Consider the following 13,674-nt stretch of genomic DNA (forward strand, 5'->3'; position numbering starts at 1 on the left):
TGTTGCATAACGTTTTAAAAATCATGCAAAAATGAAAACAAAGTATGTATCGGGTTTATTAACCCTGGCAATTTGCGGCGCACTCACCTTCAATTCAAATGCACAAGAAAAGAAGGAAACAGGAGTAGGTAAAGCCCTGGATAAAACCGGAAAAGCAATAGGTAAAACGGCTACTACGGTTGGAAACAAAACCGCTGAAGTTGCAGTTAAAGGAAGCTCTAAAGTAGCTGATCAAACCTTCAAAGGTAAAATGGCACCGGATGGAACAGATGTATACATCGATGGTAAAAATAGAAAATACTACGTCAACAAAAAAGGTAAAAAGGTTTATCTGAAAGCTTCACAGATTAAAGACAGACCAGAGGTTAAAAAATAATCCGTATTTACCATTGAAATGAAAAAAGCCCTTTGGAATTTCCAAAGGGCTTTTTTTATCGCTTGTGAATTAAGATCTGCGTCTTCTATCGCTGCCACTGCTTCCACCTTCGCGTCTGCCACCACCAGCATTTCCACCTCTGTCTTCACGGCTTCTTCCAGAGAAATCCCTGAAACCACCACCGCTATTCCCGCCTTCACGTTTGCCGCCACCGCCATAGCTTTTGCGTTCGCCGCCTTCGCGTCTTCCACCGCCGTAACTTCCGCCTTCACGTCTTCCACCGCCACCAAAGCCGCCACGACTACGACCAGCGCCACCGCCGCCTTCACCATCAGCTGTTTTTTCAATTCTAACACCGCGGTTGTTAAACTCAACACCTTTAAAGTTGTTGAATAAAGATTCCACAGTTGCATTTTCAACTTCAAAGAATGAATAAACACCCTTTAGGTCGATCTTACCAATGCTTTTTCCACTGATTTTACCGTTATTACATACAAAAGATAACAAGTCGCCTCTTGTAAAGTCATCAACAGAACCGACGTTGATAAACAAACGGGTATAACCTTCGCTGCTTCTTGCACCTCTTTCTCCACGTTCACCGCGCTCACCTCTGTCATCAGCTGAAGAGTTCAAATCAGGTGCATTTTTGTAATACTCTAAAAAGCGGTTAAACTCTAAAGATGCAAAACGTTTGATCACCTCATCTTTGCTCAGTTCTTCAAACTCAGCCATAATGCGCGGCATATACTGCTCAATCTGGCTTTCGTTAACTTCTACATTATGAACTTTGTGAACTAAAGAGAACAGTTGTTTTTCGCAAACATCAAAACCAGTAGGCAATTCAGCTTTAGTAAACTGTTTACCAATGATTCTTTCAATCTGACGGATTTTACCAATTTCTTTAGAGTTTACGATACAAATCGAAATACCTGTTTTACCAGCACGACCAGTACGGCCACTACGGTGGGTATAACTTTCAATTTCGTCAGGTAATGAGTAATTGATTACGTGTGTCACGTTGTTTACATCAATACCACGCGCAGCAACGTCAGTAGCAATCAGCAACTGCATGTTACGCTCACGGAAACGCTGCATTACTTTATCACGTTGTTGTTGAGACAAATCTCCGTGTAAAGCATCGGCATTGTAACCATCTTTAATCAGGTGCTCAGCTACATCTTGTGTATCCAATTTGGTTTTACAGAAAACAACTGCAAAAATTTCCGGATTGAAATCCACAATGCGTTTTAAAGCTGCGTATTTATCTCTTGCACGTACAATATAGTACTCATGCTCAATATTTACGTTACCTGTGTTTTTAGTACCCATGGTTAACTCAACCGGTGAGTCCATGTAGTTCTTAGCTATTCTTCTAACCTCAGGAGGCATAGTTGCTGAGAATAACCATGTTTTTTTGTCGTCAGGTGTAGTAGACAAAATATCGTTAATGTCTTCCTGGAAACCCATGTTTAACATTTCGTCGGCTTCGTCTAACACTACGTATTTCACGTTTGTGAAATCAATAGCTTTACGGCCAATAATGTCCAACATGCGGCCCGGTGTAGCCACTACAATTTGTACACCGTTTCTAATTTCACGCAGCTGCTGCATAATGTTTGCGCCACCGTAAACGGCAACGACATTAGCACCACTGATGTTTTTTGAGAAATTCTTGATGTCGCTAGTAATTTGCAAGCAAAGCTCTCTGGTAGGGCATAAAATCAATGCCTGAGGCTTATTGCTCTTAAAGTCTATCAATTCTAACAGCGGCAAACCAAATGCGGCTGTTTTTCCTGTTCCTGTTTGGGCCAAACCAACAAAATCGTTATTGCCCTCTAACAGCACAGGAATACTTTGTTCCTGAATAGGTGTTGGATTTTCGAAACCTAAATCCTTTACAGCATTAACAACGTCATCACTTATCCCCAATTTACTAAATGGGTTTATCATGTATTATAATTTATTAAGCCGCAAAGGTAAGTTTAATTATTGGTATTTCAACGCGGCCTAACTAAATAAAAATGAGCTGCTTAATTATCTAAGCCTGTCGGCCGACCTTAATAATTGCTCGTCTTTACGTATTCCACGTATCGCCAGTGCACAAAATATGATCGCTAAAAGTAATAAAATGGCACCTGAACCTACTGAGGCATTGGTTAGTCCGCCAGGTAAATGTTGCCCGTAAACGCTGCTCCAGCCAGCAAGTACCAGAACCAAAACAATACTTACTGCAGCAATTCTTTTTTGAGCAGACCTGTTTTTAAACGCGAAAATATTGAAAAAGCAAATTGCAGCTAAAGCAATGTTTGCAATCATCAGTGGTAAGAAAGGTTCTATAATTAAGCCATTGCCCGAGGCAGCGTTCGTTTTTTGATGCAGTCCGTTAGTATAAATGCTATAGGCTGTAGCATCTACATTTTTGGTAATTAAAGGCAAAAACAGTAAGCTGATCAGCGTTAAGGTGGCTAAAAGAAGCCATATAGATTGCACTCTTTGTATCATATCAGTTCAATAATTTCAACAAATATATTAAAAGGAGGATAGTAACCAATCTGATATCCGATTAAAAAGATAATTTTGTGGTATTGAAGACACAACGTTATTTTATTGAATTATCGTACGACGGGAGTACTTATCATGGTTGGCAAATCCAGCCCAATGCTAGTACCGTACAGGAATGTCTGGATAAAGCACTGAGCATTTATTTCCGCCAGCCTATAGCCTCTTTGGGTTGTGGCCGTACCGATGCCGGCGTACATGCCACCCAGTTTTATGCACATTTTGACCTGAAAATTCCAGTAGACGAAACAGAGGGGGAAAAACCTGTAGCCATTGAACGTTCCGTAACTGGCATCAATTCCCTGCTTCCTTATCAAATTGCAGTAAAACGTGTATTTGAAGTCGAGAATGAGGCTCATGCCCGCTTTGGGGCTACAGAACGTGCCTATCATTATCACCTTCATTTCCATAAAGATCCTTTTAAATTAAACCGTTCCTGGCTTTTTAAGGGTGAATTAGATGTGGAAGCGATGAACCAAGCTGCCAAAATATTGCTCAATCACATTGATTTCTCTTGTTTTAGCAAATCCCATACGCAAACGTTTACCAATAACTGCAAAATAACTGAAGCTTTTTTTGAGGTTGAGGAAGATGGTTTGAAGTTCACCATACGGGCCGACCGCTTTCTCAGAAATATGGTGCGAGCTGTGGTAGGCACTTTAATTCGCATCGGGAAAAAGGAAATTAATGCCAGACAATTTGAAGAAATTATTGTGAGTAAAAACAGAAGCAATGCCGGGCAGAGTGTTCCAGCCTGTGGCTTATATCTGGTGAATGTCATTTATCCCTTTGTCCAATAACTATGTCTAAAATAACCGGAGATGCCTTAAATGTAGGTTTGTTAAAACGGGTTTTTCAATATGTAAAGCCTTATCGCAGGATTTTTATCCTGTCGATCATTTTAACCATTCTGCTAGCCCTCATTGCGCCGGCCCGTCCTTTCCTGATTCAATATACCCTTGACCATTACATCATGACCGGGCAGTATGGTGGACTTTTAAACATGACCGTACTCATGCTGGTCTTGTTAATTGTGCAGGCAGGCATTCAGTTTAGTCATACTTTACTGACCAATACGCTCGGACAGTCGGCCATTCGTGATCTGCGGATCAATGTGTTTAACCATATCAGTAGTCTAAGGCTCAAGTATTTTGACAATACACCTATCGGGCAATTGATTACCCGTACCGTTTCAGATCTGGAAACTATTGCCGAAATCTTCTCGGAAGGGTTAATTGTCATCATTGGAGATATTTTGATGGTCATTGTGATCATCGGTGTGATGGTGTACCGCGACTGGGCATTGACCCTGGTTGTTTTGTTACCTATGCCCTTACTCATCATCGCCACTTCTATATTTCAAAAAGCCATCAAGTCTGCTTTCCAGGAAATCAGAACCGAGGTGTCTAATTTAAACACCTATCTGCAAGAGCATATTTCCGGTATTTCCATCATCCAGTATTTTGCACGTGAAGAGCAGGAGTATAAAAAGTTTGTTAAGATTAATGCCCGCTACCGCGATGCCAATATTCGCTCCAACTGGTATTATTCGATATTTTTCCCCGTAGTAGAGATCATTTCTGCCATGTCGCTCGGCCTCCTTGTATGGTACGGATCCAGAAGCATATTGGCCAAACCACTATCCGTTACACCAGGAACTATTGCCGAATTTATCATGTACATCAGTATGCTGTTCCGCCCCATCCGCGAGCTTGCCGATAAATTCAATACCCTGCAAATGGGAATGGTAGGGGCTGAGCGGGTATTTAAAGTGCTCGATACACAGGAAGTAACAAAGAATGACGGAACTTTTGTTCCTGCAAAGATGCAGGGAGCCATTTCATTCGATCATGTATGGTTTGCATATAATGATGATCACTATGTTCTGAAAGATATTTCCTTCCAGGTAAAGGCCGGTAAAACCATTGCTTTGGTTGGTGCCACAGGGGCAGGTAAATCATCTACAATCAATATTCTAAACCGTTTTTATGAAATTCAAAAAGGAGAGATCAAAATTGATGGCGTTAAAATCCAGGACTATGAACTGAATTTCCTGCGCAGCAATATTGCTACGGTATTGCAGGATGTGTTTTTGTTTTCCGATACGATTTTCAACAACATCACACTCAATAATCCGGACATTGGCATGGAACAGGTGGTAGATGCGGCGAAGAAAGTAGGTGCACATGATTTTATTGAGCGCTTACCTGGCGGTTATCAATACAATGTAATGGAACGTGGGGCTACATTGTCTGCAGGTCAGGCACAGCTTATTTCCTTTATCCGGGCGCTGGTTTATAATCCTTCTATCCTGGTATTGGATGAGGCGACTTCTTCTGTAGATACAGAAACAGAAATGCTGATTCAGCATGCCATTGAGAACCTGATGCAGGGACGCACCTCTATTGTGATTGCACACCGTCTATCGACCATTCAAAAGGCCGATCAGATTATGGTGCTGGATAAAGGGGAAATTAAAGAAATTGGCACACATCAGGAATTGCTGAGGCTAAATGGCTATTATAAAAAGTTATATGATTTGCAGTTTAAAAATTAAGCGTTACTCTTCAATCGTATCTATACCTTTTTCTTTAAGATTTTTCAATCCGTTTTTCATTGCTTCAACCTGCTCAGGCGAGTGTCTTTGCCAGATGGTTACTTCGCCAACTACTTTAAACGGATGTTCTGAGCGGTATGACATTGTAGGGTTCCCGGGAAATTTTTTATCCGTTACATTCGGATCATCCTCGATGTAGCCCGTTGCTTCAACCAGGTAAATTCTTTCCCGGCCATCACCTGCGGCAAGCGTTGCTCCCCAAATGGCTGCATGTAAAGTGGATGTTGCATAAACGTGTTTTAGTTGTCTATCGGCAAAGTTGGATATAAAACCAACTTCAATAAAATCTCCAATCTTTAAATCTGCCTTTGTTCCGTGAAAATAAGTTTGGGCAAATGGAGCAGAGCCTGGAGTTTCGTTTTTGTTTTCTGATTGAATCGTAGCCATAGGATGGTTATAAAAGTATGCTGAGATTTTAAATCAAAGTATAGGTTTGATTGCCTTAATCATCAATTTAGAAATGATATTATAGCCCTGATCCGAAGGGTGCAATCCATCATATGTCATTGCACCGGCTTCAACCGGGTATGGGTATTCATCTTTTAACGGATCGAATGGTAGGCCGATGTATGCCGGGTAACTAAAGTTTTTGTAAAATCCGGTTTTAGTATCTTTCAGGCGCTTATATTTTACTACATGTTTTACAGCCAGTTTTTTCTCGTTATATAAGTCTACTACTTTTAGTTTTTCATATTCAGCAATCTCTTTTACTGCATTGGCGAACTGAGCTAAGGATTGCCCATCTTTAGGTTTATAGGAACCGTAAGCATTGTTTTTTGCGTTTTTGATATACACAAAATCTCCACGTTGCATTGGTGTCATGAGGATGATTTCAGCTTTAGGATTAAGTTCGCGCAGCTTATTGATGATGATGCGGTAAGAGGCATAAAAAGTTTCATTACCTTTTCCATTGGTATAGTCGGCCAGAGTGCCTATTGTCCGGCCATGCCACCAGTCGTTGGTTCCCAGGAACACAGAGTAGATGTCAGATTTTTTCAAGTCAAGTTTCTCTATTTTCTCTGCAATTCCTCCTGCAGTCCAGCCATTGTGGCCCTGATTAATGTATTTTACAGCAGGAAGCTTTTCAGTAACCATGGTCATATAACCTTTGCTGATCCGATTTTGCGTTTCTTCCGGATGTTCATTCATATAAGTAATGGAATCGCCAATGGCAGTCCACAACACTTGCTGACCGCTAAAAGAGGTGAATAGCAGTAATAAAGGCAATAGGAATAACAGTTTTTTCATTAAAGTTTATGGTATTGTTTTGAAGTTTGAAATTAGCTTTTTTTATTGAATTGTCTTAGCAAGAGAAGTAGGTTGGTTTAAAGACAATTGCATTAATAATTTCCCTGTCGGATAAATATCGGATCGGTTAGGGTATTCAAAAATGCCAGAAGTTGCTTTTTCTCAGTGCTGTTTAACGGAATTCCTGCCTTGCCGTTGGTATACAGCGCACTGTCTAATCCTTTAGTCTGATTTATGCCATTGCTGTAATGCTCCAACACCTGTGCTAAGGTCGTGAAACGGCCGTCATGCATGTAAGGTGAACTCAGCCCTATGTTTCTGAGGCTTGGCACTTTAAATTTTCCCATATCTTCCGCTTTTTTAGTCAGCGTTCCCCTACCTTGGTCGGCGGTTGTTCCGGTACCTGCATTTCTCAATGATTCGTCGGTAAATAATTCACCTGCGTGACAAGGGCTGCATTTTTGTCTGAATAAAGTTAATCCTCTATGCTCTTCAAGCGTATAATTCAAGCTTTCCTGTCTGGAATAGGCATCGTACCGGGAATTGGAGGTAACCAGGGTCTCGAGGTAATCTTTGAATACCTTCATGAGTCGTTCTTCGGTAATTTCTTCCGTTCCAAATACCTTTTGGAATTGCTTTTTATAACTGTCCGATTTATTTAGTCGCGCTAAAACTACCGGTATGCTGGAAGCCATTTCTACAGGACTTTGAATGGCATTGGCTACTGTTTGTGATAGAAGATGTGCCCTTGCATCAGCAAAATAACTTTTTTTCCATTGCAGGTTCATCAAAGCCGGTGTATTCCTGGCGGCATGAACAGTGTCGCTTCCCTTACTGAAAATGATTCCAGGATCGGAATACGCATTTTCATTTTTATGGCAGGAAGCACATGACACGCTGCGGTCGGCAGATAAGCCTGGGTCTTGAAATAGTGTGCGGCCTAAGGAAATTCCTTTTAGTGTAGCGATGTTGGTATCTGCAGGTAGTTTAGGGAAATTTAAAGGCTGATTGGGCGCCATTTTTGAATCGGAAGACGAAAACAAAAAGCCAAAAGCCAGGATACCGAAGCTGACAGCCAGCATAACTAATATAATGATTTTCCCTTTTTGTTGTCCTGCCATATCACCCTATTGTATAGCACGTATTGACGGGCTAAACTTTGAAGCCGCAAAAGTAAGTAATTTATCCAACAATCATGTCTTGCGGACGTAAACCCAGTACATTGTAAAACGTATTGCTGAAAGTAGATACACTGTCATACCCCACTTGAAGCGCTACACTTTTTACAGTTTCTCCGGTAACGGAAAGCAACTCAACTGCCTTAATGATTTTGTAAAGCTTGATGTAGCCTGCTACGGTAATGCCGATGTCTTGCTTAAATAACCGCTCCATGGTACGGGCAGAAAGATTGAATTTTGAGGCGACTTCAGGGATTTTAATATCGTTGGCTATGTGCCCTGTCAGGTAATCAATCATACTGGCAATCCTGGGATTCTGTGGGACAGGTAAAACCAGGGGCAGTGCAGATTGAAAGGTAACTGGTAAAATGCCTGCCAGGGCTTTTAAGAAATCAAGTTCCAGCTGATCTTCTTCTTCCAGCCGGGACCACTGTTCGGTAAACAGGATCATCTCTCTCAATACTTTCGGCGTGTGAAAAATATTGAGCTCCTTAAAAAAGGAATCATCAACCGTGTGGTTTAGAAAAATGCAACGTAGATAAACGGGACTAACCGGGCTGGAAGTACGGTGTGCTAAACCCGGCGGGATCCAGGCACAATGGTGTGTAGGCAGTAAATACGTCCGTTCGGCGGTATGTAAATATTGAACGCCCTTTTCTACAAAGATCAATTGCCCCATATGGTGCGAATGCCACTCATCTGAAAACTTCCAATCGGCCTCGTGCCATACATAAGCTTGTTTTTGAACCGCATCGACGGTTAAGTGGCAAAATCGGGCACGTTCCATTTGTCGTATTATAACATGTGATTGGCAAATATAGATATTTAGTGACAGATTGTTTTACAGACCTTTGTCGGGATAAATCTATATAAACATTTAATACATGAATATGATCAATTCTATGCGTTTAAAAACAAGCTTGCTTGGCTTATTGTTCTTGTTTAGCAGCGCATTACTCAAAGCTCAGACAATTATGAAAACAGCAGACGCAACTTTAAAAATACTGGTTCTTTTCAATACAGAAAGTGGTGGAACCTACAAAATGGCACAGGAAATTGCAGCTGGTGTGAATAGGTTGCCAGGTGCAAAAGCAGTGCTGAAACAAGTGCCAAGGATTAAGGCTTTGGATAAAGAAAAGGAAAAAGCATTTGCGGCAATACCTTATGCCAGCATAGATGAATTGCCGGATTATGATGGCATTGCCTTTGGGTCTGCGGTACATTTTGGCAACATGAGTGCAGATATGCGTTACTTTTTAGACCAGTCGGTAGCGATTTGGACGGCCCGTAAACTGGAAGGTATACCGGCTACGGTGTTTATGTCGGCCGGTAGTGGTGCCGGACGGGAAGCTGCGATATTGTCCTTTTGGAATACGCTTGCGGTTCATGGGATGCTGATTGTACCTACTGGGATTATGGGCACGGCAGATATCGACAAGAGCATTGGACAGGGCAATACGGCATTTGGTGCTTCATCTTTAGCCAGTGTGACGGGGTCTGCCCGTCCATCTGAAGGTGAAAAACACATTGCGGCACTGCAAGGCTACGCCTTAGCTAAAGCAGCAAAAGGGTATCAGATGATGCGTATGGCTGTAGGAATAAATCAACAATCAAACTATACCACGATGAAAACACAGGTGATTGAAGCGCGCTTGAAAGCACTAAACATTACTTTACCAGATGCTCCGGCTCCGGTAGGGAATTACAAACCTTTTAAAATTGTTGGAAACCAGGTATTCATTAACCAGATTGCGTTGAAAGCAGGTAAACTGGAACATCCCGGAATGATTGAGAAGGAAGTAACTGAGGAGCAAGCCAAGCTGGCCACCAGGCAAACTTTGCTTAATGTACTGGCGGTATTGAAACAGGCTGCTGGCGGTGATCTGGATCGTGTAAAGCAAGCGGTACAGCTGACGGGGTTCTTTTATACGCCTGCCGGATATACGAAACATGCGATACTGATGAACGAAGCGTCGAACTTACTGGTGGAGATATTTGGCGAGGCAGGCATGCACACGCGGGCTACGGTAGGGGCGTCGTCTTTGCCAATGAATTCTGCGGTTGAGATACAGGCGGTGTTTGAGCTGGATGAATAAATTTTGAGTTGGATTGATATTGAAAAAGGATGCTTTTCATTACGAGAAGCATCCTTTTTTGGTTAGTTTTTAGATAAGAGCTGTTCAACCAGCTTATCCAGTGCTTCGGCATTTGCTGCGCCGCTACCTACAAATTTCTTAACGATGATACCGTTCTGATCGATCAATACTTTGGTTGGATAGGCGTTGACATTGTACTTGCCCGGAACAGTTTGTTGTCCTTTTTCTGCTTGCTCGCTTAATACATTAACCCAGGTCATCTGATCCTGATCCAATGCTGCTGTCCATTTTTTATAGTTTTCGTCTGGTTTGCCCCGCTCGCTGGCTACACCCAGAATCTCAAACCCTTTATCTTTATATTCGGCGTATAACTTGCGCAAATGGGGGTGGGTAGAGCGGCATGGAAAACACCAGCTTCCCCAGAAATCAAGTAAAACCAATTTGCCTTTTAACGAGGCCAGGCTGACGTTTTTACCATTCCTGTCTTTTAAAACAAAGTTTTCTGCTTGAGCACCAAGGGCTGTAACCTTAGATTTTTCTATGCGGCTGGCATAAGCCTGGCCTTCGGCCGAGGCTTTTAAAGCAGGTTGGATCTTGTTAAAAAAAGGTTCGATCTCTGCCGGTTCCAAAATGGTTCGGGTGTATTCGCTAAGCATATCAAGTACCATACCCGATTGCGGATGGCTGAACAGAAAGGCTTTCTTGGCAGAATCAATTTTATCTTGAAGGGCATAGCTCTTTTTGGTGTATTTTGCTATGGCAATGCTGTCTTTACTTTTGTAAGCAGGAGTTCCCTCCTTACTGTAAAGTTTGTTACTGGCGTCGTAGTAAGGATCTAAGATTGCTTTCAATTGCTGGCGGTCTGTATCGGCAGCAGAGCCTTGAATAACCGTGCTGTTTAGTTTTTGTGGGGCATTTGCAAGGAGTTTACCCTGGTCAAGGTAAAACTCGCAGGCATAATCTTTTAGAATCCGGGTTTGTTTGTGGTATTGTGCTACGCTGTCGGCAACTTTCAATTGGAGGATAGCGTTAACAGGGTAGGAGATTATACCTTTGAAGCTGTAGGTGCCATTGATCAGCTTAGCGCTGTCTTTGATTTCTTTTCCGTTTTGCTTAAACTGTAGATAAACGGTATTGTCAACTGCACGTTGATAATCTGATACTTTTCCTGTTAAGGTAAAGGAATTGCCAGCTTGTGCTGCTCCGAATAAGGGAGCAAGCACAAGGGCAATGGAACATATATTGATGCTTTTCATATTTATCTTTTTTCTTTGTAAAACATACTTGTTATTTTTCCGAAGCCGCCGTAAGTTTTTACTGGGGTTCCGATGTCTCCTGTAGCAGAAACATCAAATTCATTAACTTTTCCTTCAGTTCCATTATAGGTTGCAATGTAAATTTTATCCAATGTACGGAGTACCCTGTATTCGGTTTCATATGCCGGCACACGGCCTACTGCAAATTTCATATCCGTAATTTGTTCGCCGGCCGCAAATGTGTAGATCATTCTGGCGCTGTTGGCTTTGTAATCATAGAGATAAATGCGATTGTCTGCTACATAATAAATCTGTGGAAGTTTTGTAGAACCAGCAAATATTGTTGCCTGGCTCATCTCAGGCGCAGCTGTGATTTCCAGGTAAACTGATGCAGCTTTCTGTGTAGATATCGGGAACATCTGATAGAAATACATTTTGCCCGCTGCATCTTTCATTAGCCAATTGTAATAGGCATACTGATTGGAATAACAGGAAAAAACACACTGTTTTTTGATATTGTTCGGGTCAAATGCACCCGGGTTTGTCATGTCGGTACTATAAGTGTTAAATGAGCCGACGTTGAACCCGGCGAACCAGAGAAAACGTCCGTTTTTCTGATCGTAAGTAATCAGGTACGTTTGAGATGGTATATTTTCCCTGCCTCCTGCTGTGGTCGTTATAATATAGGGGGCAAGATCATAGTCACCAAGCAATGCACCCTGGAATAAAGGGGTTGAGGTTCCGCCTGTACTGAACTGCAGTTTGCCATTCACAATTGCATACACCGGATCTCCACTTGACATACCTGTAATGTCTGAAAGTTGTACAGGACTTTGTGGTGGTGTTGCCAGTAGGCTTGAGAAGGCTCCGCTTTCTTTATAGCTCTCAGGATCGATCTCTACTGTGTTTTTTCCTGGTGATGAAATGAAAATAAAAATGGGCTTCTGGATGTCTAATCCACGCTTGTAAAAAAATCCAACGAGTTTACTCCCTGGTGTGGTAATGTGATTGCCTCCATTGGCTGCACTATACAGATCTTTATAGATATCTCCGTTTAACGAAATTTGACTAATGTCTCCGCCTGAAGCCTTTTCATCCAATACAAGCAGACCGCTTGCGTATTTTGACGTTATGGTCATGTGACGCTGTTGAGTGGATGTGATGCCCGTTGAAACGTCGGTTACCACATACATCAGTGTATATCCGCCAATAGGCGCGGTGATTTTTATATCCAGATCTTTTTTATCTGAAAGTTCAATTGCAGGGGTGTAATTATCGCCATACATGTACCAACGATATTTGTAAGTTCCATTTGTTGTATTCTCCTGTTTTACACCAGGGGTCAGTTTTAAAACATCACCACTCAGAATTTCAATTTCTTTCCCATCGTTAAGTTGATCCACCACGATTTCATGAATAGGTTTCAAGTCGTAGTTTCCTTTGTCCTTGTTGCAGCTGAATAGCATCAGGCAAACGACAGAAATGCCTAATATAGCTTGTCTATATGTTTTCATTGTTTTTTAAAGTTTAGGGAAGGTTACCTGATTACCTGTCTCATCTATCATTGGTCCGTTTATTTTCTCATATTCGTACAAAGCTGTAATCAGTTTTGTATAATAGATTTGTAATTCTGCAGATGTAGGTGCATCAGGTCCGTATCTGGCCCTATCGCCCCAAACTGTTCTGCCGGTAACCTCTATAATAAATTTAAATTTCACAGCACTATAAGCTCCGAAATAGTACTTAAACCATGAACCCGAACCATCCCAGGTATCTGGTTTCAGTAACTGATCTGTGAGCTTAATTAAATAACCGGGATTATAAGAGGCCGAAGGTTCTCCGTTGTAAGTGCTGTTTGTTTTTGTATTTGTGATGGTCAGAGGAAAATCAGCACTGGGTACAATTTCCAGTAAAATCCGCAGTTGCCTGGTTTTTAGGTCGGGTGTTCTTTTTACCAAAACTGCTGCCCTGGCAGTTAACTCATTTGCTTTAACTACTGAGCTTAATATTTGATAATGTGTACCTGCAATGGCATTAGTTCTTGCTGCATTGGCTTGTAGTGGTACGGCACGGTCTGTATTTGACATTTCCCCTGAAATTTTTATAGGAATGTAAATCGTGTCGAGCATTAAAGCCGCTGATTTTTCAGCGAAAGAGTATGCGGTACTATCTCTGGCCGTTAGTTTTTCCTTATCGATGTAAATTCCCGGCATATTTTTATAAACCAGTTCTTTGCTGCAGGATGTGATGCCAATAACAAGAGTGACAAGGCACATCAGGCAATTGATTTTATGACTTTTAATTATAGTTTTCATCTTCAAATAATTTTGATTGAATGATTGTT

The 13,674-nt window shown here is 41.7% G+C and carries 13 protein-coding genes; 4 read left to right on the top strand and 9 right to left on the bottom strand.

Translation table 11 applies throughout. The features are described 5' to 3' along the window. Positions 1 to 31 precede the first annotated feature (31 nt). Positions 32 to 376 (top strand): hypothetical protein, encoded by a 345-nt coding sequence (locus IM797_RS08065; protein ID WP_194126584.1) that lies wholly within the window; start codon positions 32 to 34, stop codon positions 374 to 376. A gap of 69 nt (positions 377 to 445) precedes the next feature. Here the strand turns inward: IM797_RS08065 and IM797_RS08070 are convergent, their stop codons facing one another. Then, positions 446 to 2,326, bottom strand: a complete 1,881-nt coding sequence (locus tag IM797_RS08070) for a DEAD/DEAH box helicase (RefSeq protein WP_194126585.1) — start codon at positions 2,324 to 2,326, stop codon at positions 446 to 448. An 84-nt stretch (positions 2,327 to 2,410) separates the two neighbouring features. Beyond that, positions 2,411 to 2,878, bottom strand: a complete 468-nt coding sequence (locus IM797_RS08075) for a DUF4293 domain-containing protein (RefSeq protein WP_194126586.1) — start codon at positions 2,876 to 2,878, stop codon at positions 2,411 to 2,413. A gap of 77 nt (positions 2,879 to 2,955) precedes the next feature. On the opposite strand from IM797_RS08075, the gene truA reads away from it, so the two are divergent. Both truA and IM797_RS08085 read left to right on the top strand, forming a co-directional pair. Beyond that, the gene (gene truA, locus IM797_RS08080) at positions 2,956 to 3,735 is read left to right on the top strand and encodes a tRNA pseudouridine(38-40) synthase TruA (RefSeq protein WP_370583070.1); all 780 of its coding nucleotides are present in this window, start codon (positions 2,956 to 2,958) and stop codon (positions 3,733 to 3,735) included. A gap of 2 nt (positions 3,736 to 3,737) precedes the next feature. Next, on the top strand, positions 3,738 to 5,492 hold the full coding sequence (locus tag IM797_RS08085; protein WP_194126588.1) for an ABC transporter ATP-binding protein: 1,755 nt from the start codon (positions 3,738 to 3,740) through the stop codon (positions 5,490 to 5,492). A 3-nt stretch (positions 5,493 to 5,495) separates the two neighbouring features. Here the strand turns inward: IM797_RS08085 and arr are convergent, their stop codons facing one another. The 4 genes from arr to IM797_RS08105 all read right to left on the bottom strand — a co-directional run bounded on the left by arr (position 5,496) and on the right by IM797_RS08105 (position 8,765). After that, positions 5,496 to 5,939: an NAD(+)--rifampin ADP-ribosyltransferase gene (arr, locus tag IM797_RS08090; protein ID WP_194126589.1), complete on the bottom strand. Its 444-nt coding sequence runs from the start codon at positions 5,937 to 5,939 to the stop codon at positions 5,496 to 5,498. A 33-nt stretch (positions 5,940 to 5,972) separates the two neighbouring features. Beyond that, complete coding sequence (locus IM797_RS08095; protein ID WP_194126590.1) at positions 5,973 to 6,800, bottom strand: SGNH/GDSL hydrolase family protein; 828 nt, start codon at positions 6,798 to 6,800, stop codon at positions 5,973 to 5,975. Between the two features lie 92 nt (positions 6,801 to 6,892). Next, the gene (locus tag IM797_RS08100) at positions 6,893 to 7,921 is read right to left on the bottom strand and encodes a cytochrome-c peroxidase (RefSeq protein ID WP_194126591.1); all 1,029 of its coding nucleotides are present in this window, start codon (positions 7,919 to 7,921) and stop codon (positions 6,893 to 6,895) included. A gap of 61 nt (positions 7,922 to 7,982) precedes the next feature. Next, positions 7,983 to 8,765 (bottom strand): AraC family transcriptional regulator, encoded by a 783-nt coding sequence (locus IM797_RS08105; protein ID WP_194126592.1) that lies wholly within the window; start codon positions 8,763 to 8,765, stop codon positions 7,983 to 7,985. Between the two features lie 97 nt (positions 8,766 to 8,862). On the opposite strand from IM797_RS08105, the gene wrbA reads away from it, so the two are divergent. Beyond that, positions 8,863 to 10,074 (top strand): NAD(P)H:quinone oxidoreductase, encoded by a 1,212-nt coding sequence (wrbA, locus tag IM797_RS08110; protein ID WP_228098757.1) that lies wholly within the window; start codon positions 8,863 to 8,865, stop codon positions 10,072 to 10,074. Between the two features lie 62 nt (positions 10,075 to 10,136). Here the strand turns inward: wrbA and IM797_RS08115 are convergent, their stop codons facing one another. The 3 genes from IM797_RS08115 to IM797_RS08125 are packed head-to-tail and all read right to left on the bottom strand — an operon-like array spanning position 10,137 to position 13,645. Further along, positions 10,137 to 11,330 (bottom strand): TlpA disulfide reductase family protein, encoded by a 1,194-nt coding sequence (locus tag IM797_RS08115; RefSeq protein WP_194126593.1) that lies wholly within the window; start codon positions 11,328 to 11,330, stop codon positions 10,137 to 10,139. A gap of 2 nt (positions 11,331 to 11,332) precedes the next feature. Beyond that, entirely contained in the window at positions 11,333 to 12,844 is a 1,512-nt protein-coding gene (locus IM797_RS08120) for a PKD-like family lipoprotein (RefSeq protein WP_194126594.1), read from the bottom strand. A gap of 6 nt (positions 12,845 to 12,850) precedes the next feature. Further along, entirely contained in the window at positions 12,851 to 13,645 is a 795-nt protein-coding gene (locus IM797_RS08125; protein WP_194126595.1) for a DUF4843 domain-containing protein, read from the bottom strand. Between the last annotated feature and the right edge of the window lie 29 nt (positions 13,646 to 13,674).

The sequence above is a fragment of the Pedobacter sp. MC2016-24 genome (assembly GCF_015223055.1).
In the GTDB taxonomy this organism is placed as follows: Bacteria; Bacteroidota; Bacteroidia; order Sphingobacteriales; family Sphingobacteriaceae; genus Pedobacter.